The sequence below is a fragment of the Agrobacterium tumefaciens str. B6 genome (assembly GCF_001541315.1).
GTDB classification, from domain to species: domain Bacteria; phylum Pseudomonadota; class Alphaproteobacteria; order Rhizobiales; family Rhizobiaceae; genus Agrobacterium; species Agrobacterium radiobacter.
In genome coordinates, this window is the sequence record NZ_LMVK01000049.1 from 215,055 (window position 1) to 239,614 (window position 24,560).

Consider the following 24,560-nt stretch of genomic DNA (forward strand, 5'->3'; position numbering starts at 1 on the left):
GACAAGAAAGACTGAAAACAAAGGCTAAAACCGTCGTTTTGGAGCAGCATCACTATCCCTCAGTCCAAGCGCGGTCATCTGCGCGAACTGCTGGCGAACAGCTACAGATCGTGCCACCATTAGCGACGCAGACCGAAGGGACATATCAGACAATGACGTCAATCGAAAAACTAGCACGGCGCTTCGCGGAAGCAGTTCATGAAGGCGCGAGAATTCCTCTGGCAGAGCTTGAGGCCGAGGGTCTCGTTCCCGGCACCCTTTCAGAAGCCATGGCGGTTCAGCGGGCTTTTGCTGGAAACTGGGCAAAGCCGGTCGCCGGCTGGAAACTGGCGATCCGGCCGGATGGCGGGGCTGTTGGGGCACCGATTTTCGATTGTGTTAGGGTCACCGACGCCAATCTCGCTTCTTTTCCTGAAGATGACACCGAAGGTGTCGAAGTCGAGATTTGCTTCACGCTTTCCGCCGACATCCCTGCTTCAACCGCTGGGCTGATGACAAGGGCCTATCTGATGAGATTTATTGACAAGGTCCATCTTGGCGCTGAACTTCTCCGCTACAGGCTGGTGGAGAAAAACCAGGTGCCGTTTCCGCTCTTTCTGGCGGATCGCCTCGCCAACCACGGCTTCGTCATCGGCCCGGAACTGGACGAAGGCATCGTGGAGGTCTTTACCGGGAACGGCGAGAACCTGCTGCAGCTCACCGTTACAGAGGGAACGGTGTCGCTGTTCGATGCCAAGGTCAAGCATCCGAATGGTGATCCGCTTGCGCCGCTTGTCGCCTTCGCCAATTCGGCATTCAACACCGGCGACATGCTGAAGGCTGGCAATGTCGTGACGACGGGTAGCCTTTGCGGTGCGATACCAAGCGCACTTGCTGGCGACATGCGCGTAAGGCTGGAATCGGCTGGTGCCTTCACGCTCTCAGGGCCGAAACGATGAGCCTTTTCTCCTTCGGCCTTTACCGTTTTCCAGCGGCCTGAGGGTCCTGATCCCACTCACCATTTGAGCCCAGGGAAGGTCATTTTACCCGCCCATACTCGCCGAGAAAATCGAGCAGCGCCCGAATACGTGCCGGAAGCGGTCCCCGTTGGCCGACATAGACGGCATGAAACATCTCCGTTTCACCCGTATCGAGATGATCGAGGACCGGTATGAGATGACCGGCGGCGATATCCTCCCGCACGGTAAAAGCCGCAAGGCGAACCAGACCGACACCGGCAAGGGCAAGACGGCGAAGCCCTTCGCCATCGCTCACCTGCACGCGTCCCGTCGCCGGAATGACGACGGTCTTTCCGGTGTCCCGTAACGGCCAGCCGTCGATCGACCGGGCGTAGCCGAATCCGAGGCGGTTGTGACCTTCGAGATCGGTTATTGTCTGCGGCGTGCCATAACGCTCCAGATAATCCGGGGAGGCCGCGATGATCATTCTCGTCTCACCGAGCTTGCGGGCGACAAGCGTTGAGCTTTTCAGTGGTCCCGCGCGCACGGCCACATCCGTGCGTTCCGCAAGCAGGTCAATCACCAGATCCGTCTGGACGATATCAAGCGTAATGCCTGGATGGAGCGCCAGAAACCGTGGCAGGATGGGTGCAAGAATATGCGCTGCATAGGATGCGCTGGTGTTGATCCGCACGCGGCCGAGAGGCCGTTCACCTTCCCCGGCGGCGCGTTCGGCCTCTTCAAGATCGGCGAGGATACGGGTGGCCCGTTCATAGAAGGCGCAGCCCTCCGGAGTAATCTGAAGCTGACGGGTGGAACGGTTGAGCAGGCGCGCACCAAGGCGGCTTTCCAGCCGCGCGATCAGCTTGCTCACCGCGGAAGGCGTCATATTAGCGGCAGCCGCCGCGCGGGAAAAACCACCAAGCTCAACGACCCGTACGAAGATCTCCATCTCCCCTGCCCGGTTGATCTCCAATCGCGCCATGATGACTTCATCTCACAAGTGATAATAGTTTCGGCATTCTATTTCATTGAAGAGCAGGCGTCTATCTTAAGATAGCGATTGCAACACAGCGCAGTCTTCACCCGTCAGATCACGAATGGACGAGCAGAAGGCCACGCCGCGACGTGCCGCCTACGACCATTTTGAAACAACAAAGGAACGACCCATGGAATATCGCCAGCTTGGCAAATCTGGTCTGAAAGTGCCGGTCTTGAGTTTCGGCACCGGAACCTTCGGCGGCTCCGGCCCGCTCTTCAGCAACTGGGGCAACTCAGATGCCGCAGAAGCCCGACGCCTGATCGATATTTGCATGGAGGCAGGCGTCAACCTGTTCGATACCGCCGATGTCTATTCCAATGGCGCGTCGGAGGAAGTACTCGGCGAAGCTGTCAAGGGGAGGCGCGACAGCGTTCTCATCTCAACCAAGACCAGCCTGCCGATGGGTGACGGACCAAACGACGCCGGGTCATCCCGTTTCCGGCTGCTTCGCGCGGTGGATGACGCTTTACGCCGCCTTAAGACCGATTATATCGATATCCTTCAGCTCCACGCCTACGACGCCTTCACGCCGGTTGAGGAAGTGCTCTCGACGCTCGATACGCTCGTCCGCTCCGGCAAAGTGCGATATACCGGCGTCTCGAATTTTTCCGGCTGGCAGATCATGAAATCGCTTGCCGTCGCGGACCGATATGGCTGGCCGCATTATGTGGCCAATCAGGTCTATTACTCCCTGATAGGGCGGGATTACGAGTGGGATCTGATGCCGCTCGGCGCGGATCAGGGTCTTGGCGCAATGGTCTGGAGCCCGCTTGGCTGGGGACGATTGACCGGAAAAATCCGCCGCGGCACGCCGCTGCCCGAAGGTAGCCGCCTACATGAGACCGCCAGCTTCGGCCCGCCGGTTAATGATGAACATCTCTACCGCGTGATCGATGCGCTCGACGTTGTCGCGCAAGAAACCGGCAGGACGGTGCCGCAGGCCGCCCTCAACTGGCTGCTCAGACGCCCGACTGTTTCCACGGTCATCATCGGCGCGCGCAATGAGGAGCAGCTTCGCCAGAACCTGGATGCCGTAGGGTGGGAGCTGACATCGGCACAGGCAGCGACGCTGGACAGGGCCAGCGAGACGACAGCGCCCTACCCGCACTTCCCGTATCAGCGACAAGCCGGCTTTGCCCGGCTTAATCCACCGACTTAATCGTTAGGCTTTATCGTTCCAAGTCGGATCAGGCCGCCTGTACCGCAGGCGACCTGACCTGTGAGACGCTTCACGCGGCCTTATTTGCGGAGTTTGTATCCACCTTGCCCGAAAACCAGTTCGCCAGGATTGCGCCGGATATATTGTGCCAAACGCTGAAAATGGCGCTCGGAACGGCAGCGAGAGGCGAGAAATAGGCCGTGGCAAGTGCTGCGCCAAGGCCCGAATTCTGCATACCCACCTCAATTGCAATGGCCTTGCGCTTGGCAAGCGACAGGCCCGTTGCCTTTGCCGCGAGGTAACCGAGGAGATAGCCAAGCCCGTTATGCAGAATGACGACGGCAAAAATCATCAGTCCGGACTGGGCGATGGACGCCTTGGATCCTCCCACAACCGCCGAAACGATGAGGACGATGCCGATGACGCTCACCAGCGGCAATGCCGGAACGGCGGTCTTGACGAGACCGGGCAGCAGCTTCTGCAGGGCGGCGCCGAGAGCGAGCGGAACCAGAACGACCTTGACGATGCTGAGGAACATGGCCCAGCCATCAACCGGCAGGAACTGGCTCGCAAACAGCCAGACGAGGAACGGCGTCACCAGCGGCGCGGCAAGCGTGGTGACCGAGGTGCAAGCAACGGACAAGGCGACATCGCCCTTGGAGAGATAGGTCATGACATTGGAAGATGTGCCGCCAGGGCAGCAGCCGACCAGGATGACGCCCGCCGCGACTTCCGGCGGCATGGGAATGATGCGGGTGAGCAGCACCGCCAGAAGCGGCATGATGAGAAACTGGCCAAGTACGCCGATCGTCACATCGAATGGTCTTTTTACGACCTCCCTGAAGTCGTCGACCGAAAGTGTGAGCCCCATGCCGAACATGATGATTGACAGAAGCGTGACGATCCAGGGCGCGATTTGCTTGAAAGTGTCCGGAAAGAAAAAGCCGAGTACGGCAAACAGGATAACCCACACGGCAAAGGACTTGCCCACGAAAGCCGAAACGGCTGCCAGCGTTTTCATTTTCATACTCCCAAGATGATCATGAAACCCCGTCTAGACTCCTATGGTGCCCTGTCAAGGTCATTACTCCATTGCTAGACCTCGCGGTCGAAAACGATCCCTCGGCCGCGATGCCGCCGTCGCCGCAGGGCTGCAATTTGGACGAAGGCTCATCTATCCGCTTCTCGTTGCGCCGAAGATGTCCAAGGGCCTGCGATACAAGGTCCGACGCAGATGCCGGACTGCCTTTTCGTCACGCTTCCGTCAAGCTGGATCGAACATCCCCCTGAACTCCGGATCGGCGAAGTAGGCAAGTTTTTGCGCAAAAACCGGTCGTCGCCCGGCAAGGAACAGCAGTTGTCCGTTCGCCGGCAGATTGCGCACCTCGTCCGGCGTGAGTATCGGCCGGCCGGTATGCTGTTGGCTATAGGAGATCCCCGTCTTATCGGAATCGAGCGCTCTCGCCATTGTCTGGAACACGACCGTTTCCTGCCCGAGCAAATCAGAAATGAGGCGGGCGCTGTCCCCGCGCGAGGTGAATGTGGCAGACAGGGAAATTTCGGTCGCCCCCGGCGCGGCGCCGCCCAATGTCAATCTTGCCGCAGGCGCAACCGGCGGCCCGTTTACCGCAGCGGACCTGACCTTCGTAAGTCCGCCAAATGCGGGCAGGGCAAGCATCGTCAATGGTGAGTTCGCACAGGCAAGCGGCCCGCAGGCAACCGGCTTTTATCTGAAATTCATTCCGAACCCGGCATTTTCCGGCCAGGCCCGGGTTGGTTTTCGCCTCACCAGCGCCCTTGGTTCATCCAATCAAGGCACCATCACCTACAAGCTGGGTTATGACGCCGCTCAGGTAGCAAATGAGATCAACGACCTGGTGCATGGTTTCGTCAGCACGAGACAGAACCTCATCGCATCAACCGTCAAGATACCCGGCCTTCTGGAGCGCCGGCAGATGGCTAATGCAACGGAGGCCGTGACCTCCAGTGCGACACCGTCCGGTGACGGAATGGTGTTTGGGTTCTCGACCAGCCTCGCCCAGATCGAAGCTGCGCGCAACAAGGCCGACGGCGTGACGGAGAGCGAACTGCCGGAATTCAATATCTGGCTCGACGGTACGTTCCTCGTCCACAATCGCGAGGAATCCGGCAGCAAGTGGCGCAGTTTCGCCATGATTTCGGCCGGCGCGGACTACCTGATTTCCGACAAAGCCCTGCTTGGTTTCTCCTTCCATTTCGACCGGATGACCGACCCCACCGATGGCGACAACGAACTGTCCGGCAACGGATGGCTCGTCGGACCCAATGCGTCACTGGAAATCGCAAAAGGAATCTTCTGGAACAGCAGCCTTCTCTACGGTGGCTCCGCGAATGACATTGATACGCCCTTCTGGGACGGCTCTTTCGACACCACGCGCTGGCTGTTCGATACATCGGTTTCCGGACGCTGGGATATCGATGACGTCACGACCTTCACGCCAAAGCTTCGCGGTGTCTATTTTTCCGAGACCGCTGACGATTACGCCGTGGCGAATGGCGCCGGCGACAGGATAGATCTCGAGGGTTTCCGGGAAGAACAGCTGCGCGTTAGCCTCGGTGCGGAGGTCGCCCGTCAGGTGGCGCTTGAGAACGGCTCGATCGTCACGCCGAAATTCGGCGGTACGGTCGGTGTTTCAGGTCTCGACGGAACCGGCGCGTTTGGCTCCATCACAACCGGTGTTTCCATGGAGACAGTGGAAAACTGGTCGGTTGATGCAGCACTGCTTCTCAACTTCGAGGGTAATGGGGAAACATCAGCCGGCGCGAAACTTGGCATCAGCAAAAAGTTCTAGAGCGCGAAACCCAAGGCAAACCAAGGCCGCCGCCCGCGGGCTGGAATGACGAAACCTGCCCGAGGGCGCACCTCTCTCAACCACGCCAAAAAACCGCTTGACCTCAACCATGGTTGAAGTTCTAGACATATTGTCACCTTGTTTTCGCAAGGCTTTCTACATGCTCTTGAGCAAACAGTGACAAAGGAACACCCATGGCTTTCCAGCTTCCCGACCTCCCCTACGCCCATGATGCACTTGCCCACTCGGGCATGTCCGAGGAGACGCTGAAGTTCCATCACGATCTTCACCACAAGGCTTATGTCGATAATCTCAATAAGGCAATATCAGGCACCGAATGGGAAAACAGCAGCCTCGAAGAGATCGTCCGTGGCACCTATGAGAAGGGTGCGGTGGCGCAATCCGGCATATTCAACAATGCCTCCCAGCACTGGAACCACAACCTGTTCTGGGAAATCATAGGCCCGGAAAATCATGCGATCCCCAAGGTGCTGGAAGAGGCCTTGACGCAGTCCTTCGGCTCGGTCGCGCTGTTCAAGCAGAATTTCGCCCTTGCCGGCGCCTCGCAATTCGGTTCGGGCTGGGCGTGGCTGGTGGTGGATACCGATGGTTCACTGAAGATCACCCGTACAGAAAACGGCGTCAACCCGCTGTGCTTCGGCCAGAAGGCGCTTCTCGGCTGCGATGTGTGGGAACACAGCTATTACATCGATTTCCGCAACAAGCGTCCGGCCTATGTCGACAACTTCCTCGACAATCTGGTGAACTGGCAGGTAGTGGCCGCCCGTCTTTAATTTGAGCCCCACCGATCCGGCCGGTCCCGCTGCCCTGGGCGGCTGGCCGGATCAGGCGCAGCCGGACAGCCGCCGTCCGGCTGCAACTCCATTCGAGCATCCCCATGCCCTATGTCGTCACCGAAAACTGCATCGCCTGCAAATACATGGACTGTGTGGAGGTCTGCCCGGTCGAATGTTTCTACGAGGGCGAGAACATGCTCGTCATTCACCCGGATCAATGTATCGATTGCGGCATCTGCGAGCGCGAATGTCCGGCCGCGGCAATCCGGCCGGATACCGAGGCGGGTCTGCATGTCTGGCTCGACCTCAACCGCCACTATTCCGGCATCTGGCCGCGCGTGCACCAGAAAGGGACGCCGCCCAACAATGCCGACATCATGAATGGCGCTGCGGCCAAGTTTTCCATTTTTTCGAAGAACCCGGGAGCGGGCGGTTAGCCCGGCACTGCATGTCACATAATTTCAGGCTGATCGATGGCGGTGTGATCAATCACGCGCATGTCCCGCTGAAAGCCTCCCCCTCTCCGACAATCTCGCCGCGTGAATTCAAGGACGCTATGGCGAGCCTCGTCTTCACCGTGGCCGTTGCCACGGCCTCTTATGCGGGCGAGCGGATCGGACGTACGATCACATCCTTCATGCCGCTCAGCGCCGAACCGCCGCTTCTGATGATCTCTATCGATGCCAGCAGCCGTATGGTCGATCTTGTCGCAGCAAGCCGGCGCTTTTCCGTCACGGTGCTGTCCAGAGGGCAGGAGGAGATCGCCGATGTGTTCGCCGGAAAAGGAAACCTGCCGGACCGGTTTTCCGTCGGCCACTGGGATGTCTGGCCGTCGGGAAGCTCAAGGCTTGCCGACGCGCTGCTGTCAATGGATTGCGAACTCGTCGGCTCCATCGATGCGGCCGACCACATCCTGTTTGTTGGATCGATCATAGAAGCGAGCTTCGATCCGCTGCGCAAAGCCTTGCTATGGAGTGAACGCAACTATATAGGCGCGGAGGTAAGTCATTAGCTAAACTAAAGACTTACCTCCCCATGATCTCTTGGGCGCAGTGTCCTTTTTCGCCTTCAAAGGGCAAGGCCTTTCGAATGGGGGCGATAGCGGACGACAAACACTGCCAATGAGCGGTGGAATTTCGCGGTCGTCGCTTCGAAAGACGAAGAGGTTCGAAATATTTTTCGGCGCGGATATCTCTTCACCGCGCCTTCATGCACACCACGGTCCTGTCATCGCTGAATTCGCTCGATGTTGACCCCTTCACCGACGGGTACTCGTTGAGCTTGTGAAAATCTGCTGTTTCGACGCGGGCGAATTCGGCTTCCCAGTCGGTAATGTTGATTCCGCTCGGCAGTGACAGATAACCGTCGGTAAAGATTTCCAGGCTGTTGACCGTGTCCTTGGCGAGCGACAGGTCAACCGTCCCCTCCTCCATCACCGTCCCGCCATTGATCGAGGCGTAGCCCAAAACATGGCCTTGTCTGTTTGCATAATGTGGTTGAACGCGAATTCCGCCCATCAGAAATTCTTCGACGGCTTCGATCTCGGCTTGAAGGCCGCTTGCGGCAGCGGCTGTTGTGATCACTTTTTCCGCGTCCGTCGCGCTCATGATCCCGGCTTTAACCGCGGCACGAAGGCCGGAAAATATGGTGGCGCGGGTTTTGGCCTCCGCTGCATCACCATCCGCAAGTGACGCGAAAAGTTGTTTGAAGACGTGGATACGCGCCGACGTGCTGACCCGGTCTATGAGCTTGGCATGCTGCAGCAGCCTGCTCCCATTGATGCGAACACCGGAATCGCCTGCCAAAAGCAGCCGAAAGCTGTCACCCATATCGGCAACGATGGCGAGCGTGGTCGATGGTGGGTGGCTGGCATTGATGCGTTCGGCTTCCTTTTTCAGGATATCGCTGATGGTTTGGAACAGCGTGGTTGCCTCGCAATTTTGCAAAGTACCCTGGATGCTCATTTCCGCCACTGCATTTGCGGCCGCAAGGGCTGCAATGCGGCCGGAACTCAGCCCTCCATAATTCACGCCGGTCGGGTCAGTCGCACCGTCGAAAACGGCGAGAACCCGTCCTGGAAGAAGAATTGCCACATCGTCCCCCGGCATTGCGGCATTCTTGTATTTCGATTGCGAAAAGCTCGCGATATTCATCGTATTGTTTCCTTGCAGAGAGGAGCAGGCGGCGACACCCCGGTCGCCGCTGCTTTAGTCTTTCATGAGGGTTTCAAGCGATCAGACGAAGGAGGCTTTCTTGTCTTCCGACAGACGGAAGACCACGAAGACGCAGACCCCGGTACTGACCAGAAGCAGGGTGGACAGCGCCGCCGCCGTGCCGAATTCACCATCGATCACCTGAATATAGATCAGCACCGGCATGGTGATCGTTCGTGCAGTGTAGAGGATCAGCGTCGAGGATAGTTCGTTGATGGCGGTGATGAAGCTCATCAGCGAACCGATGATGAGACCGGGCAGCATCAGCGGCACTGTCACCGACACGAAGGTCTTTGCCGGCGAAGCCCCGAGATTGACCGCGGCCTCCTCAATGGAAGGCTTGATCTGCCTGAGGATCGATGTCGTCGAGCGGACGCCATAGGGCAGCCGGCGGATAAACACCAGAAGGATGATGATGAGCGCCGTCCCGGTGATATCAAAGGGCGGATAACGGAACGTCGTGACATAACCGATCGCCATGACGACGCCGGGAATGAGATAGGGCACCATCAAAAGCAGATCCAGAGAGCCGGAGATGGCATTGTCGCGTCGAACGACGATGAAGGAGAGCAGGCCGGAAACGATGGCAATCAGAACAACGGCAGCCAGAGCAAAGGTGAAACTGTTGGCAATCGCCTGCGGTGAATCGCGAAGGATGCGGGCGTAGCTGTCCAATCCGAAACCTCCGGTAAAGACGGGACCACTGGTTGCAAGGAACGACGTATAGATGACCGTGAGCGACGGCAGCATGGCGATGAACACTACAAAATAACAGAAGCCGTGCACGATGAAGGATTTAAGCGGGCGCATGGCCTGCTTGACCGGCCGGTTGGTCAGCGAACTGGCGTAACGACGCTTGGCAAGAATGTGCCGCTGCAACAGAAGTGCCGCCATGGAGATCGCAATCATCACCATGGAAATAGTCACCGCCATAGTCGGCGTACCGGCCATTTCGGAGGTGTATTGCGCATAGGCGATGGTCGAAAGCGTTCGGATGCCCTTGCCGAGGATTGCCGGTGTTCCAAAGTCGGCGATGGACAGCACGAAGCAGATGATCGCCCCGGTGCTGACGGCCGGAAAGACCAGCGGCAGGGTGATCTTGCGGAAACGCTGGAACGCCGTGCAGCCGAGGTTTTCCGCCGCATCCTCATAGGACTTGTTGATGGTGTTCAGCGCATTTTCCGTCATCAGATAGATGTAGGGGAAGAACTTCAGGCTGAAGACCATCACGATGCCCGGGATCCCGTAGATCGTCGGCAAGGAAATGCCGGCGAAGGACAGGAGGTTGGTGACAGCACCATTGGCACCGAACAGCATGATCCAGGCATAGGCACCGATGAACGGCGGCGCACAGAGCACCAGCACCGCAAATGTAGCGATGAACGTGCGCCCCTTGATGCGATAGCGGGAGGTACAAAAGGCTAGCGGAATGCCGAGAAGGCAGGCACCCAGCATGCCCAGCACACCGATGAGAAGCGTATTCCAGAGTGCGACGGTATAAAAACGCCGTGTGAATACTTCCGCATAGTTGCTGAAACCGAACGCACCGGTTTTGGCATCGAAGAAACTGATGAAAAACACGCTGAAAATCGGCAGAATCAGAAAGATCGCCAGCAGGATGACGGCGAACACCGTCACGCTTGTCCAAAAACCCGGCAGTCGCGCGCGGAAACCGCCCGTCGTTGCAGTCGCAGTCATATCCGTCATGACAGGCGCTCCCCGGTTACACCGTCACCAAACAATTGCGTATCGCCCGCAAACCAGGAGAAAGTCGTTTTCTGGTTTGGCTGAAGCGCGATGATCTCCGGCGATGGCTTGGTGATCGCCTCGATTTCCTCACCCGACGAGAGCACGGCAGCGACGTTCATCTCACGACCGGTGAAGCTGACCTGCCTTATCGTCACGGGCAGTTCGATGCGCTCATCACCATTGCCTTTGGAAGGACCAACAGAAATCGCCTCCGGGCGGATCGCAGCGACGATCTTCCGGTCCCTGGAAATCGCATCCGCCTGCGGCAGCGTCACCTTGAGGCCGGAAATGGATGTCTGCCCGCCCGAACGGTCAAGCGTCAGGAAATTGTTGGCCCCCACGAAGGAAGCGACAAAGCGGTTGGCGGGATTGTTATAGACCTCCCACGGCGGTGCAGCCTGCTGAATGACGCCGCCATACATCACGCAAACCAGATCGGACATGGCAAGCGCCTCTTCCTGATCATGGGTGACATAAACGGTGGTGATGTTCATGGCCTGCTGGATTTCGCGCAGTTCGCGCCGCAGGTCCACGCGGAGTTTGGCGTCGAGGTTGGACAGCGGCTCATCCATCAAAAGCACTTTGGGATTGATGACGAGCGCGCGCGCCAGGCCCACACGCTGCTGCTGGCCGCCGGAAAGTTCGTGCGGCATACGCTTGGCATAGGGAGCAAGCTGGACGATATCGAGAATCCTGCCGACCCGTTCGCGGATCTCGGCGGAAGACGCCTTGCGTTGCTTCAGCCCGAAGGCGACATTGTCAAATACGGAAATATGCGGAAAGACCGCATAATCCTGAAAGACCATGCCAACATCTCGCTTATGGGCGGGCACATGTTCGATCGCCTGTCTTTCAATGCTGATGCTGCCGCTGTCCTGCTGGTGAAAACCGGCAATCGTGCGCAGAAGCGTGGTCTTGCCACAACCGCTCGGTCCAAGAAGCGTGAAAAACGATCCTGACGGGATGGAGATATTGATGTCGGAGAGAGCAACGACATCCCGGTAACTTTTCTTGATGCTGGTAATTTCTACGGCGGCCATGTGCTGCTCCATGACATATCCTACGCGGCACACGACCACGGCGAACTGAACGACGATGCGGATGTGAACGAGATCAGCGGGGACGGTGTCCTGACGTACCGCCCCCTGCAATGTTCTTACTGGACGTCGAGAAGGATCTCGTTCCATTTTTCCATCAGGCGCGAGCGGTTGTCCGCAGCCCATTTGAAATCGTACTTCGCATCCGGAACATCTGACAGCGGAACCAGTGCCGCGTTCGCCGGAACATCGGTTCGGACCGAGCGACGGCCGGCTTTCACTACGATTTCCTGTGCTTCCTTGGAGATGATGAAATCGATAAAGGCTTTGCCGTTTTCAGCGTTCGGGGCACCCTTGACTAGTGCCATGCCGTCAGGCGCAATTGCCGTGCCTTCTTTCGGGTAGACAATCTCGACCGGAGCGCTGCCGAGCTTGTAGCGCAGGGCGGCATCTTCAAGCGTGATACCGACGGCCTGCTCCCCATCATTGACAAAACGCGGTACGGCGCCTGAAGAGGTCGATAGGACAGAGTTGCCAAGGATGCCGGTATAGATCTCCCAGCCCTTCTCCTCACTGTCGAAGTCCTGCAAAACCGTTGCCATCTGGATATAGGCGGAACCGGACTGATCGGCACGGGCCGAGGAGATCAGGCCCTTGTATTCAGGCTTGGCAAGATCGGCCCAGGATGTCGGAACCGGTGCACCTTTCAGAGCCTCCTTGTTGACTATGAAGGCCGTCACGACAGCTGTGAAAGGCACCCAGTTCGCACTTGGCGAGAAGGCGGAGTTTATCGAGGCGGCTTCGACAGGCTTGTAAGGTTCGAAAAGATCTGCAGAGAAATCGATCACCGTTCCGTCGACACTCCAGATCACGTCGCCTGCCGCCTTGCCGCTTTCAGCTTTGATGCGGTTCATCAGCTCACCGGATCCGGCTTTGACAAGCTCGACCTTGGTGCCGGTCTTCTTTTCAAACAGGGGCAGCAACTCGTCCATAAGCTGCTGCGGCGCTGCCGAATAGACCACGACAGTACCTTCCGCCTGGGCAAGAGTGGCACTGGCCATGAATGCCGCGCCAGCAAAAAGGCGCGCAAAAATAGTGTGTGATTGACGCATAAGGAGGCTCCGTTTTTTTTGTTCCCTGACAGACGAGACGCTGCGACATGATTTTTTGCTGTTTTCCCGTCGCGGCTCGTTGCCTAATATTTATTTTCTTTACGTAAATTAATAAGTCAAGCGTGAATTTTCTACCGAATTCGGAATGCGCTAGATCGCTGATAAACAACGGTATTATAACGAACGTCAGACTTCGTCCCGAGCACTTGCTTCCGCTTAGGCTGGGAAATTTGCTGTACAATCACGCAGTTTGCGCTATTCATCCGGCGTAACGTCTCCCGGGAGAATGGTTTGATCGACCTCGGCTACAATGAGCGACGCCTGCTTGAAATCTTGCGTGGCAAGGGAGGCATGTCGCGCATTGAACTCGCGCGCGAGATGGACGTCTCCGCGCCAACCCTCACCCGCCTGACCGCCAATCTTCTGGAATCCGGCCTGATCCTAGAAGCAGAAGAAGCGCGCAGTGACGGCAAACGGGGAAAACCGTCCACTGCTATCGAAATCAATCCAAACGGGCTTTTCACGCTCGGGGTCTATTTCAATCCAGACGATCTGCGTGTCTGTATCGCCGATCTCAACGGCACGATCAGGCAGGAAATTCGGTCCGAGCTTGAAGGGTACAGTTTCGAGCACATTATGGAGATGGCCGAGACGGCTGCCCGCCAAGTGCTGGAAAAGGCTAAAATCAGAAAGAAGGATGTCCTCGGCTGCGGCATCAGCTTTCCGGGCCACTTCAAGCGCGATCGAGGCCATGTCTTTCGCATCAAACAGTTCGAGAACTGGCGCGACATCGACGTCGACAAGGACTTCCAGCCCTATTTCGATTTCCCGGTCTTTCATGAAAACGACGGCAACACCGTCATTCTCTCCGAGCTTTATTACGGAGCGGGCCGCAGTATCCGTAACTTTGCGATGATCTGGCTGACATATGGCATCGGCGGCGCCGTCGTGGTGCAGCGTCATCTCTATCGCGGCACGAACGGCAATGCTGGCGAGTTTGGTGGCCTGTTTCCAAAATCACATCCGCGTCCCTCCGGACAGGATCTTTGCGACACGCTTTCCGCCCACGGGTTGGATATCCGGCGTTTGAAGGATATCGATGAAAGCTATTGCGACCATCCCGCCGTGGTTACCTGGCTGGAAAGGGCAACGGACCAGCTTCGGTTGCTGGCTCTGACCGTCGCCCGAACGATGGATCCCGGCGCCATCATTTTTGGCGGATCATTGCCCGACTGGATTCTTGACCATATCGTACAGCGCATCGGGTCGCTGGAAATGCTTGGTGAGGATTTCTTCGTAGAGCCCCCGGAAATACGCAAATCGATGATGAGTGACCTGCCGCATCTCGGTGCCGCCAGCATACCGATCTACCGTGCCACGACGCCCAGCTATTATTCAGGCAGGGCGCTGAAGGGATGGGCTTAGCCGCGGTTAGTCGGTAGCCTTCCCGCCCGATAACGGATTAAGTTGCCGGGTGTCGGCACCCCTGACCCGACAACAATTTTTATGGGAGTTTTATCCAGGCTGAACCGGTGCAGGTCCCGTGACTTCTTCCGCTGAAAGCCTGCGCGTCTCCGATAATCTCCCCGCGTGAATTCAAGGGTTCGATGGGCCGGCCTTGCCTTCACCGTGGCTGTGGCCACGGCCGCCCACGCCGGAGAGCAGGTCGGGCGAACAATCACCTCCTTCATGCCGCTCAGCGCTGAGCCGCCGCTGCTGATGATCTCCATCGACGCCAGCAGCCGCATGGTCGACCTCATCGCCGCGAGCAGGCGATTTTCCGTTGCAGCATTGGCCAAAGGACAGGAGGAGATTGCCGATGCCTTTGCGGGAAAGGCAAATCATCCGGACCGGTTCAGCATCGGAGACTGGGATACCTGGCCATCAGGAAGCCCTAAACTTGCCGATGCGCTGCTATCCATGGATTGCGAACTTGTCGGTTCCATCGATGCCGCAGACCACATCCTGTTCCTGGGCGGCATCATCGAAGCCGTCAAAATCCGCTGAGCAAAGCCCTGCTGTGGAGCGAACGCGCCTATTCCGCCCCTCCCTCGCGATAAACCGGGACGACCCTTATCGCCATGACCGGCAACTGCTAGAGAAAAATTGCCTGCTGTCGGCGTCTGTCGCCATTTGCGCGGGCAAAGATGCCAGGAGCGACACCGTTTCTTTTGCGGAAAGCGGTGCTGAATGCGCTGGCGGATTCATAACCGATCTCCTCCGCGATATGATCGAGGGACTTTATCCCGCGCATCAGCGCGTCTCTGGCAAGCGCCATCCGCCAGCGGGCCAGATATTCGATCGGCGCGCAGCCGAGCATTTCATTAAAACGCGCTGCGAAAGCCGAGCGCGACATGCCGGCGATCCCGGCCAGTTCGGCCACGGTCCAGTTCGCACGGATATTGGCGTGCATGGCGGACAATGCGCGGGCAAGCCCGGGCAAACGCATCCCCTTCACCAGCCCCGCCGGAATTGCCTCGCTGCCCGCGTTCGGCCGACGCAGCACTTCAACCAGCAGAACCTCCAGAATGCGCCGGATGATCAGCTCCTTGCCAGCATCCTCGCGCGCGCATTCTTCCGACAGCAATTCGATCAGGCGCGCCAGCCGGGATGCTCCGCCCTCACCCGCCGGCACATGGATCAGGTCCGGCATCAGCGACAGCAGAAGCGCCGCATTGACCCGCTCGAACATGAAGCTTCCGCCCAGCGCGACAAAATCAGGCTCCCCTTCCTGTTCACCATGCCGCACCGCCCGGCCTTGCGGCTCGACCGGAATACAGTCGACGTCGGGATCGCTGCAAAGCGAGAAGGCGGGCGTGGAGGGCAAAAGCAGGAAATCACCCCTCGTCAACCGCAGGGGCTCCCGGCCATCGATCATGATCCATGCCGCACCGGTCAGAACGACGGCAAAACCCGGCGCATCATAGGCGCCATAACGCACACCCCAACGGCCCCGGCCGGAGATTGGCTTTGAAACGGCGGCGCTCGGCCGCAAAAGATCGATGATATCGCTAAGAGGATCCACTGTCTGGACGATCAATAATGAATTACAGTGTCAAGAGCATATATCATCCAGAACACATCGTCTATTTCAGGTCATATCGAACAATGGAGACTTATGATGACCAAGACCATCCTCATCACCGGCACCTCATCCGGCTATGGCAAATCGACCGCCGAATTTTTCCTCTCGCGTGGCTGGAATGTCGTTGCGACCATGCGGCGTCCGGATCCCGATCGCTTCGGCGGCAATAATGACCGGTTGCGCGTCCTGCCGCTGGATGTGACGGACGGGCAAAGCATCGCGGCCCTGATCGATGCGGCAGGTCCGGTCGATGTGCTGGTGAACAATGCCGGCATCGGCATGGTCGGCGCTTTCGAAGCAACGCCAATGTCGGCAATCCGCACGATCTTCGACACCAACAGCTTTGGTGTGATGGCAATGACGCAGGCGATCATTCCCCAGATGCGAAAGCGCCGGTCCGGCGCGATCATCAACGTCACATCCAGCGCCACGCTCGCCTCCTTCCCGCTCGCCGCCGCCTACACCGCCAGCAAGCAGGCAATCGAAGGTTTCTCCGGTTCACTTGCCCATGAACTCGGTCATTTCAACATCCGGGTGAAGCTGGTGGAACCGGGCTATGCACCAACCACCCGTTTCACGACAAATGCCATCCTTCCGCTGGAAGAGCTGCTGCCGGACGATTACATGGACTTCGCAGGCCCAGTTCTTGAAAGCTTCGCCAAACCGGCCATGACGACCAGCGAACAGGACGTCGCCGAAGCGATCTGGAGCGCCGTTCATGATGTGTCCGGCCAGCTCCGTTTTCCCGCTGGCCCTGACGCAATTGCGCTGGCTCAGGCGGGGTGACGCCCGATAGCGACTTCACCGTGTGGCGATAGCGTCGAACAAGCGAAGGACGTGCTTCGTCGCTTGTTCGACGGTAGCGACGGCGCCTTCAAGGCGCTCGTTCATCGTGCCCATGCTTGCCGGCATCCATCTTCAGCCAGCTGGCGAAAGCTTCGACCTCATCCGTCTGGATCGCACCGACACCGGCCTCGGCGAGTGCGCCCCACACCGCCTCCGGTTCTTTGAGCGCCCGCGTATCGTTGAAATCGAGGCAATGGGCGACATCCAGCGTGTTGATCCACAACCGGATATTCTGACGCTCCATCTCGGCACGGCCTTCGGCCAGATCGGCAATATCGGTGAATTTCACCTCGATCATCGGCGCCTTCAATGCCTCGATGCGGCGCAGATCCTCGGCAAACCTGCCCTTCTTCACCGGAAACATCGGCATATGCGGGATCTTGCCGAACCAGTCCGTATCGAGCACCTCGAAACGGCTGGCCTCAGGATCGATATCGGTCTTCACCAGCACCTGGTCTTCAACACCGAGCCGCAGCACGGTTTCCATGACTTGCGGCAGATCGCGGGTGAATTTGATGTCGATATTGACGGTGATCTTGCCCCGTACCTCTTCCAGCAGTTCTTCCAGTGTCGGCACACATTCATGGGTCACGTCAGCCGCATCGCCACCCGCGCCGGCCTTCAGCTTTGCTGCGCGAACCACCTCGAAAGGCAGCGCGCTCACGGTCCCCTTGCCCGTCGTGGTGCGGTCGAGCGTTTCATCATGAATGACGACCAGCCTGCCATCGGCTGTCGCCTGCGTGTCGATTTCGATCATCTCGACACCCGCCGCAACCGCGGCCCGGACGGAGGCAAGTGAGTTTTCTGCCGTAGCAGTCCAGAAACCACGGTGGGCGATGGTCAGGATGGCCGGATTGTCGCGCGAGCAGAGTGCAAGCACATTGCAGGGATTGGAGGTATTTCGGGAGGTAGCGAGGGTTCGGTGCATGGGTCGACTTTCAGGTCTCATGGTCGGCTGATTTTGTCGCCTTCAATTAATACACATAAGGCGTAATATTTATGACAAGGGCTGGGAATAATGTCCCAGTGTACCAAAGCCCCGTGTTGCCGCCGCCCCGCACAGCCGTTATCCAAGGCCATGACAACAGATCAGACGCCGCACCAGAGCTTCGACCGCCAGCCGCTTGCCAGCGAGAATGAGCGTCTTATTCTCGATATCGTCCGTCGCCACGGCCCCATTGCCCGTGCATCGATCACCGGCCACACCAATCTCACGCAGCAATCCGTGCACCGGTTGATCGAAGGCCTGCTGGAGCGCGGGATTCTGCAAACCGGCGCGCCGCTCAAGGGCACGCGCGGCCAACCGAGCCCGACAATCGAGCTGGTGCCGGAGGCGGCCTATTCGCTCGGCATTTCCATCAACACCGACTCCGTGGTCATCTGCATCGCCGATTTTCGCTGCGACGTGATTGTCGAGGAAAAACTTGACATGCTTCCGGAGGACCGGGAGGAGACGCTCGCCGCCTTGTCGCTGGCCCTGGAGCGGTTGCTGGCGGAACGCGGCATCCCGCGCGAGCGCCTGCTTGGCCTCGGTTTTTCTATGTCCGGCTTCTTCGTGTCGGAAGACCGCGCCTTTAATGCGCCGGAACCTCTGCGCGACTGGTCGCTGATGGACCTGAAGCCGATCCTTGAGAAACGGTTCCGCCTGCCGGTCTGGCTGGAAAACAACGCCACCACTGGCGCGATCGGCGAAAGCCTGCGCGGCGTCGGGTCCTGGTGCCAGACCTTCGCCTATCTGTCCTTCAATTACGGTTTCGGCGGCGGACTGATCCTTGGCGGCCAGCCTTTTTACGGCTTTCACGGCAATGCCGGCGAATTCAGCGGCATATACAGCCCGGACGAAGCGCCCAAACGTCCGGCCCTGCAATATCTGATCACCACCCTGCAGAAAAACGGCGTCGACATCCATTCGATCGAGGCGCTTTACCAGCAGTTCGACCCCGCATGGCCGGGCGTCGAGGAATGGCTGACCGAAACCATGCCGCAGGTGGACCGTCTGGTGGCGAGCCTGATCTCAGTCCTTGATCCGCAGGCCATCGTCTTCGGCGGGCAATTGCCGCGCGCGCTGGGCCAGATGATGATCGAACGCACGCACATGCCCTCGGCGCGCGAACACCGTTACGGCGTCGGCCCGAAGGAGGCCAAGCTGGTTCTTAGCGAAACGGTCGGCGATCCCTCTGCAATCGGCGCCGCGCTGCTGCCGCTCAGGGTCCGCTATTTCCTGTAGGCCGGCCCAAACGGCCTGATGTAATCCCGCAACAATCATCACGGAAACGTGCGGCCAATTTGGCCCCCGGGTTTTTACGGGCTGGCAGCAAACGCCAGATGGCAGTAAACATGATCATAATAATCATGTTTCTTGCGATATGAGGCAGCGCGTATATTCGCAGCCGCATCATGCGACAAGCCAATAAGTCGCCGGGTCGATTGATGAGTAAAGCCCTGTTACAGGTTCTCGATGCCGAGGAGGAAAGCCGCCTGATGCGGTTCTTCCGCCGGCGATTGCAGAACCGGGAAGATGCCGCCGATGCCATGCAGGAAACCCTGCTGCGGGCGCTGGAAGTCTCGCATGCCACGCTGATCGACAATCCGCAGGCCTATCTCTTCCAGATCGCCCGGTCCGTCGCCCGCCTGACGGCCATCCGCCAGTCGCGCGAGCGGCCGTTATTCGCCCCTTACGAAGCGGGTTTTGCCGTTGCCTGCGAAGAGCCGGCGCAGGAACGGATCGTCGCCGGACGGCAGCACCTGATTTTGATGGCACGGGCCATCGAGGCCCTGCCGAGACGCTGCCAGCAGGTCTTCGTGCTCAGCCGCCTGCATGGCCATTCCAATGGCGAGATCGCCACCCGGCTCGGCATTTCCCGCAACATGGTGGAAAAACACATTATCAAGGCGCTGCTGCACTGCCGTAAGGTCCGCGTGCAAATAAAAATGTAAACCTGCATCAGGTGTTCGCATCCTTTTTCACTCTATAAGGGAAAAGGAATACACATCAGCACGCAACAAACGGCAGATCAGGACATGAATGAGCGCCCGGACGGTCTGAAGGATGACGGCTTGACCGATGACGGTCTGGTCGAGCAGGCCGCGCTGTGGGTGGCGCGCATGCAATCAAAAGATGCGACGGAAGCGGAGCGCGCGGCGTTTCATGTCTGGCTGCGGGCCGATGCCGCCCATGCTGCCGCCTATGAGGAAATGCAAAGCCTCTGGGGAGCACTCGGCGAGATCGATCTTGCGCCGGCCGGGCGGCAAAAACGCCGAGGGCCCCGCCGGGCGATGCTGGCGGGCCTGGCCGGTCTCTGCCTCATCGGGCTTGCGGCGCTGTTTGCGGAAAAAAGCGGATTAAAGGACCGCTGGCAGGCGGATTATTACACCGGCATCGGCGAAACGCGCGTGCTGGCGCTGGAAGACGGCAGCCGTATCAGCCTGAATACCGACACGGCAATTGCCGTCCATTATTCGCAAAAGGAACGGCGCATTACCCTTCTTCGCGGCGAGGCCTATTTTGATGTCGCAAAAAATCCGGAGCGCCCCTTCAGCGTGGAGGATGGAGCGCTGACGGCAAAAGCGCTCGGCACGCATTATTCGGTCCGTACCGGCAATGGCGCACTGCCGCAGGAGGTGCAGGTGGAGGAAGGCCGGGTGGAGGTGACGACAGGGGCCGAGGTCGCCGTGCTCACGCCCGGAGAGGCCGTGACCCTTGGTGGCGACGGCAGGCTGGTGCGCGCCCGCAAGGATGTTGCCAACAGCATGGCATGGCGAGAGGGCAAGCTCGTCTTTTCCGGCCAGCCATTGCGTGAGGTTCTCGATATTCTCTCGCAATATCGCCGGGGTCGTATCGTCATTCTCGATGAGGCGGCGGCGAAACAGCGCGTTTCCGGCATTTTCGACCTGAAGGATACGGATCAGGCGCTCACCATTCTCGAAGAAAGCCTTCCCGTTTCGGTATCGCGGCTTTCCGGAATGCTGGTTTTCGTCCGCTCCAGATAAAAATAACTTTTTTGCGGCTCCGACGTCAGGAGGCGGCCCGCCTTTTCACTCTAGGCAATCAGGACCCGTTTCAGCGGGCGGCATGATCACGAGTGAGAGGGAATGACATGAATTTGGGCAAGCAGGCACGTGGCTGGTTCTGGCTGACGACGACGGCGATCATAGGCGGTATCGTCGCGGCAGGTCCGGGCGCCACGCCCGCCAGCGCGCAGACCCCGCCAGCCGCAAGCGGCGCATCCGCCACCGTCACCGTCTCCATTCCCGCGGGGCCGCTGGAAAACGCCATCCTCAGCTTTGGCCGCCAGGCCAATCTGCGCATGGTCTACCCCTCCACAATCACCAGAGGCCGCAGCACGGCGGGCGTCAAGGGCACGCTCGGCGTATCGGCGGCCGTCAGCGGGCTTCTCTCCGGATCGGGGCTGAACTATGCGCTGGCCGGCGGCAATACGGTTCGCATTTTCGATCCCGCCGGCCAGACCGGTGAAGGCGGCGGTTCTGCCGCCGCCGGCAGCACCCTGCTTGCGCCAATCACCGTGCAGGGCACCGGCCTTGAAGGCGCCAGGGGCATCATCGAGAGCAATGGCTATGTCGGCAAATCCGGCCGCACCGCCACCAAGACCGATACGCCTGTTGCCGAAACCGCGCAATCGATCACCACCGTCAGCCGCAAGCAGCTCGATGATCTGAAGCCGCAGAACCTCTCCGAAGCGCTGAACTACACGCCCGGCGCGCGCATCGGCCAATATGGCGCGGAACCGCGCTTCGACGCCTTCAAGGTGCGCGGTACCGATCTCAGCACCACAGGCATTTTCCGCGACGGCCTGCGGCAGGTCAGCAGCCAGAACGGCAGTGCCCGGCTTGAGCCCTATGGCGTGGAAGCGGTCTCCATCCTGCGCGGCCCAGCCGCCTCCATCTATGGCGCAAGCAGCTCCGGCGGCATTGTCGATATCATCTCGAAGCGCCCGACGGAGGAGACATTGCGCGAGGTGGAGCTGCAATATGGCTCCTACGGCCGCGTGCAGGGCGCTTTCGACCTTTCCGGCGCCGTCGATGACGAGAAGACCATGCTTTACCGCCTGACCGGCGTGGCCCGCAACGGACGCAACGAAATCAGCGCCATCAAGGACGACCGGCTGTTCATCGCGCCGGCCTTCACCTTCCAGCCGGATGCCGGCACCAAGCTGACACTGCTCGGCGAATATATGGACAGCACCACCGGCGGCACCTGGGGCTACATCAACAACTACGGCAGCGACGGCAAATCAATCGGCGCGACGCCGGTTTATGGCGGCGATTCCCGTTTTAATGACTTCGAGCAGAAACAATGGCGTGTTGGTTATGAGTTCGAGCACGAAATCAACGACAATGTCACCTTCTACAGCAAGGCGCGTTACTCCGCCCTTTCGGCCGACCAGCAATGGGTCTTCGCCAATTATCCCGGCATCACCATCGAGGATAATGAAGGCGTTTCCGCCGATAATTACCTGAAGACCGAATTCGACACCGGCCCGGCGAAACATACGCTGCTGACGGGTATCGACTTCAGCCACATGTCCTACACATCGAAGCAGGGCAACGGCGCCAGCCCCTTCACCGACACCTTCACCTATGTGCCTGATGTGTCGCTGATACTGAAGCAGAGGATGAACACCCTCGGCATCTATGCGCAGGATCAGGTTGAAATCGATCGCTGGCGCCTGACGGCCGGCATCCGCCACGACTGGCTGGATACAGAATATCAGTCCCAGACCGTGGGTGCGGCAGCGGCTCCCACCTATGATGGCGATGAAACAAAAACGACGGGCCGCGCCAGCCTCGGTTATGTCTTCGACAGCGGCGTGATGCCCTATGTCAGCTACGGCACATCCTTCGTCGCCAATCCGGGCGTCATCATCACCACGGGAACGGTCACCGGCCAGGCACAGCCGACGGTCGGCAAGCAATATGAAATCGGCGTAAAATATGCCCTGCCGCAATATAACGCTTTGCTGAGCGCCGCCTTCTTCAATCTCGATCAGGACAATGCCACGGTCTACGAAACCTCGTCCGGCATCAACCTGCTGCGGCAGCTCGACCTGCGCTCGCGCGGGGTGGAACTGGAAGCGACCGCCTCGCTCGACAATGGCTGGAGCCTTATTGGCTCCTACTCCTATAACGACGTCGAAATCACCAAGCTGACGTCGGAAACAGTTGGCAGGCAGCTCAATTCCTCGCCCTACCACACCTTCTCGCTCTGGGCCGATTATGAATTCCAGGGCGGCGCGCTGGAAGGCCTCGGCATCGGCGCGGGCCTGCGTTACGTGGGATCGAGCTTCGGCGACAACCAGCACACGCCCATTCTTGACAATGAATCCCGCACCTTCGTCGATGCCTCGCTGCGATACGATCTCGGCAAGGCCTTGCCCTCGCTGGAAGGTGTGAAGCTGCAGGTCAACGCCACCAACCTCCTCGACGAGGTCAAGCAGGTCTGCACCACGGGCTTCTGCTATTACGACGAGGGTCGCAAGATCGTCGGCAGCATCCGGTATCGCTTCTGATGCTGCAGCAGACCCCCCTCGCAGCAAAACCGTCACCCGCCGCCGTCTTCGTGGCGGTCGGCGGGCTTTATGTCGGCCAGAGCGTCATTGGCGGGCTGACCTTTCTCGGTCTGCCCGCAGTGCTCAGAACCGCTGGCCTGCCGCTGGACCAGATCGGCCTGCTTTATCTCGTCGTTCTGCCCTGGGCGCTGAAATTCCTCTGGTCGCCGCATGTGGAGCGTTACCGCCTGCCGCCGGTCGGCAGGAACCGCTCGCGGATAATCGTCGGCGCGGGTATCGCCACCTGCGCCTGCGGCCTCGCCATCCTCGCCTTCACCGGCCCTTCGCCGGTCTCCGTCGCAATCGGCATCCTGTCGGTGATCGCGCTGGTGACTGCGACGGTCGATATAGCCTGCGATGGTTATGCGGTAGAAACACTGGCGGCCGAACATCACGGCTGGGGCAATGCGGCGCAGGTGGGCGGCTCCTATCTCGGTTCGGCCATCGGCGCGGGCCTTTTTCTGGTGCTTGTGGAGCGGTCCGGCTGGACGAGCGCCACGCTTGTGATGGCCGGACTGGTCATCCTGCTTGCCCTGCCCTTCCTGTTCGGCCCGGCGGCAAAAACGGTGGCGCAAACCCGGGATCACCTGCCCTCCATCAGAAACGCGCTAAAGCGGCGCGAGGTGCGCACCGGTCTTCTCGTCGCCGCCGTTTATGTGGCCGCACAGAAATGGGGGCTCGCTATGCTCGGCCCGTTTCTGGTCGATTATGGCTTTGATCTCGCCACCATCGGCGCATTGAATGGTGTCGGCAGCATGATCATCGGTTTTGCCGGTGCGCTGCTCGGCGGCACGCTGGTCAGGCTTTACGGCGCATCGCGGGTTCTGCTCGTCGCCATCTTCGTACAGACGGCGCTGCTCTGCGTCTTCGCCTATTTCAGCGTCCATCGCGACGTTTCGCAATGGGTGGTCATGGCGGTTGCGGTAGCAAGCTCCTCGGGCATCATGTCCATCGGCTTTGTAGCGCTCTACGCCTGTTTCATGGGCTGGTCAGACCCACGGCAGGCCGGGGTCGACTTCACCCTCTTCCAGTGCATGGACGGCATCGTCAGCATGGCGGGCGGCCTGGGTGCCGGTGCGATTGCCGAAAAATTCGGCTATCAGGCCTCCTTCGCGCTTGCCGCCATCGTTTCCGTACTCGCCGCACCCGTCATATTCCTGCTGATGCGGCGCCAGAATTCCTGAA

Annotated in this window: 21 protein-coding genes and 2 pseudogenes; 14 read left to right on the top strand and 9 right to left on the bottom strand. The window is 59.2% G+C overall.

Annotated features, from left to right (window positions below; all coding sequences use genetic code 11):
• Positions 1-152: 152 nt before the first annotated feature.
• Positions 153-938, top strand: a complete 786-nt coding sequence (locus ASB65_RS23725) for a hypothetical protein (protein ID WP_060725501.1) — start codon at positions 153-155, stop codon at positions 936-938.
• A 79-nt stretch (positions 939-1,017) separates the two neighbouring features.
• Here the strand turns inward: ASB65_RS23725 and ASB65_RS23730 are convergent, their stop codons facing one another.
• Complete coding sequence (locus tag ASB65_RS23730) at positions 1,018-1,923, bottom strand: LysR family transcriptional regulator (protein ID WP_060725502.1); 906 nt, start codon at positions 1,921-1,923, stop codon at positions 1,018-1,020.
• A 184-nt stretch (positions 1,924-2,107) separates the two neighbouring features.
• Here ASB65_RS23730 and ASB65_RS23735 point away from each other — a divergent pair, with 184 nt between their 5' ends.
• Positions 2,108-3,139 carry an aldo/keto reductase gene (locus ASB65_RS23735; RefSeq protein ID WP_060725533.1) on the top strand — a complete coding sequence of 344 codons (1,032 nt, stop codon included), beginning with the start codon at positions 2,108-2,110 and terminating at the stop codon, positions 3,137-3,139.
• 70 nt (positions 3,140-3,209) lie between these two features.
• On the opposite strand, the gene ASB65_RS23740 is transcribed toward ASB65_RS23735, so the two are convergent.
• Both ASB65_RS23740 and ASB65_RS23745 read right to left on the bottom strand, forming a co-directional pair.
• The gene (locus tag ASB65_RS23740) at positions 3,210-4,160 is read right to left on the bottom strand and encodes a bile acid:sodium symporter family protein (protein ID WP_060725503.1); all 951 of its coding nucleotides are present in this window, start codon (positions 4,158-4,160) and stop codon (positions 3,210-3,212) included.
• A gap of 243 nt (positions 4,161-4,403) precedes the next feature.
• A pseudogene (locus ASB65_RS23745) lies at positions 4,404-4,664 on the bottom strand (type IV secretory system conjugative DNA transfer family protein); the annotation flags it as partial.
• 16 nt (positions 4,665-4,680) lie between these two features.
• Between ASB65_RS23745 and ASB65_RS23750 the strand changes: the two are divergent.
• The 4 genes from ASB65_RS23750 (at position 4,681) to ASB65_RS23765 (ending at position 7,779) form a co-directional block, all read left to right on the top strand.
• A complete protein-coding gene (locus tag ASB65_RS23750; RefSeq protein ID WP_236734556.1) occupies positions 4,681-5,970 on the top strand; it encodes an autotransporter outer membrane beta-barrel domain-containing protein in 1,290 nt (429 codons plus the stop codon).
• Between the two features lie 194 nt (positions 5,971-6,164).
• Positions 6,165-6,764 (top strand): superoxide dismutase, encoded by a 600-nt coding sequence (locus tag ASB65_RS23755; RefSeq protein ID WP_060725506.1) that lies wholly within the window; start codon positions 6,165-6,167, stop codon positions 6,762-6,764.
• Positions 6,765-6,868: 104 nt separating this feature from the next.
• Positions 6,869-7,204 carry a ferredoxin FdxA gene (gene fdxA, locus ASB65_RS23760; protein WP_060725507.1) on the top strand — a complete coding sequence of 112 codons (336 nt, stop codon included), beginning with the start codon at positions 6,869-6,871 and terminating at the stop codon, positions 7,202-7,204.
• Positions 7,205-7,215: 11 nt separating this feature from the next.
• On the top strand, positions 7,216-7,779 hold the full coding sequence (locus tag ASB65_RS23765; protein ID WP_060725508.1) for a flavin reductase family protein: 564 nt from the start codon (positions 7,216-7,218) through the stop codon (positions 7,777-7,779).
• Between the two features lie 184 nt (positions 7,780-7,963).
• Here the strand turns inward: ASB65_RS23765 and ASB65_RS23770 are convergent, their stop codons facing one another.
• The 4 genes from ASB65_RS23770 to ASB65_RS23785 all read right to left on the bottom strand — a co-directional run bounded on the left by ASB65_RS23770 (position 7,964) and on the right by ASB65_RS23785 (position 12,878).
• Positions 7,964-8,920: a hypothetical protein gene (locus tag ASB65_RS23770; protein ID WP_060725509.1), complete on the bottom strand. Its 957-nt coding sequence runs from the start codon at positions 8,918-8,920 to the stop codon at positions 7,964-7,966.
• An 81-nt stretch (positions 8,921-9,001) separates the two neighbouring features.
• Positions 9,002-10,687 carry an ABC transporter permease gene (locus tag ASB65_RS23775; RefSeq protein ID WP_060725510.1) on the bottom strand — a complete coding sequence of 562 codons (1,686 nt, stop codon included), beginning with the start codon at positions 10,685-10,687 and terminating at the stop codon, positions 9,002-9,004.
• Positions 10,684-11,769, bottom strand: coding sequence for an ABC transporter ATP-binding protein (locus ASB65_RS23780; RefSeq protein WP_060725511.1), 1,086 nt, complete (start codon positions 11,767-11,769; stop codon positions 10,684-10,686). Before ASB65_RS23780 ends, ASB65_RS23775 begins: the two co-directional genes overlap by 4 nt.
• Positions 11,770-11,885: 116 nt before the next feature.
• Positions 11,886-12,878 (bottom strand): ABC transporter substrate-binding protein, encoded by a 993-nt coding sequence (locus ASB65_RS23785; RefSeq protein WP_060725512.1) that lies wholly within the window; start codon positions 12,876-12,878, stop codon positions 11,886-11,888.
• A 291-nt stretch (positions 12,879-13,169) separates the two neighbouring features.
• Between ASB65_RS23785 and ASB65_RS23790 the strand changes: the two genes are divergently transcribed.
• Positions 13,170-14,303 (top strand): ROK family transcriptional regulator, encoded by a 1,134-nt coding sequence (locus tag ASB65_RS23790; RefSeq protein WP_060725513.1) that lies wholly within the window; start codon positions 13,170-13,172, stop codon positions 14,301-14,303.
• Positions 14,304-14,434: 131 nt separating this feature from the next.
• Positions 14,435-14,938 (top strand): annotated as a pseudogene (locus tag ASB65_RS23795) (flavin reductase family protein).
• 35 nt (positions 14,939-14,973) lie between these two features.
• On the opposite strand, the gene ASB65_RS23800 reads toward ASB65_RS23795, so the two are convergent.
• A complete protein-coding gene (locus ASB65_RS23800; RefSeq protein ID WP_080868699.1) occupies positions 14,974-15,903 on the bottom strand; it encodes an AraC family transcriptional regulator in 930 nt (309 codons plus the stop codon).
• Between the two features lie 96 nt (positions 15,904-15,999).
• Between ASB65_RS23800 and ASB65_RS23805 the strand changes: the two genes are divergently transcribed.
• Positions 16,000-16,749, top strand: coding sequence for an SDR family oxidoreductase (locus tag ASB65_RS23805; protein WP_060725534.1), 750 nt, complete (start codon positions 16,000-16,002; stop codon positions 16,747-16,749).
• Positions 16,750-16,837: 88 nt separating this feature from the next.
• Here ASB65_RS23805 and ASB65_RS23810 read toward each other — a convergent pair whose 3' ends face one another.
• Positions 16,838-17,737: a glycerophosphodiester phosphodiesterase family protein gene (locus tag ASB65_RS23810; RefSeq protein ID WP_060725515.1), complete on the bottom strand. Its 900-nt coding sequence runs from the start codon at positions 17,735-17,737 to the stop codon at positions 16,838-16,840.
• Between the two features lie 150 nt (positions 17,738-17,887).
• Between ASB65_RS23810 and ASB65_RS23815 the strand changes: the two genes are divergently transcribed.
• The 5 genes from ASB65_RS23815 to ASB65_RS23835 all read left to right on the top strand — a co-directional run bounded on the left by ASB65_RS23815 (position 17,888) and on the right by ASB65_RS23835 (position 24,559).
• Complete coding sequence (locus ASB65_RS23815) at positions 17,888-19,036, top strand: ROK family transcriptional regulator (protein WP_060725516.1); 1,149 nt, start codon at positions 17,888-17,890, stop codon at positions 19,034-19,036.
• A 203-nt stretch (positions 19,037-19,239) separates the two neighbouring features.
• Complete coding sequence (locus ASB65_RS23820; RefSeq protein WP_060725517.1) at positions 19,240-19,746, top strand: sigma-70 family RNA polymerase sigma factor; 507 nt, start codon at positions 19,240-19,242, stop codon at positions 19,744-19,746.
• Positions 19,747-19,830: 84 nt separating this feature from the next.
• Complete coding sequence (locus tag ASB65_RS23825) at positions 19,831-20,799, top strand: FecR family protein (protein ID WP_060725518.1); 969 nt, start codon at positions 19,831-19,833, stop codon at positions 20,797-20,799.
• A 107-nt stretch (positions 20,800-20,906) separates the two neighbouring features.
• The gene (locus ASB65_RS23830; protein WP_060725519.1) at positions 20,907-23,336 is read left to right on the top strand and encodes a TonB-dependent siderophore receptor; all 2,430 of its coding nucleotides are present in this window, start codon (positions 20,907-20,909) and stop codon (positions 23,334-23,336) included.
• Complete coding sequence (locus ASB65_RS23835; RefSeq protein ID WP_060725520.1) at positions 23,336-24,559, top strand: MFS transporter; 1,224 nt, start codon at positions 23,336-23,338, stop codon at positions 24,557-24,559. The genes ASB65_RS23830 and ASB65_RS23835 overlap by 1 nt, the downstream gene beginning before the upstream one ends.
• The last annotated feature ends 1 nt before the right edge of the window (position 24,560 follow it).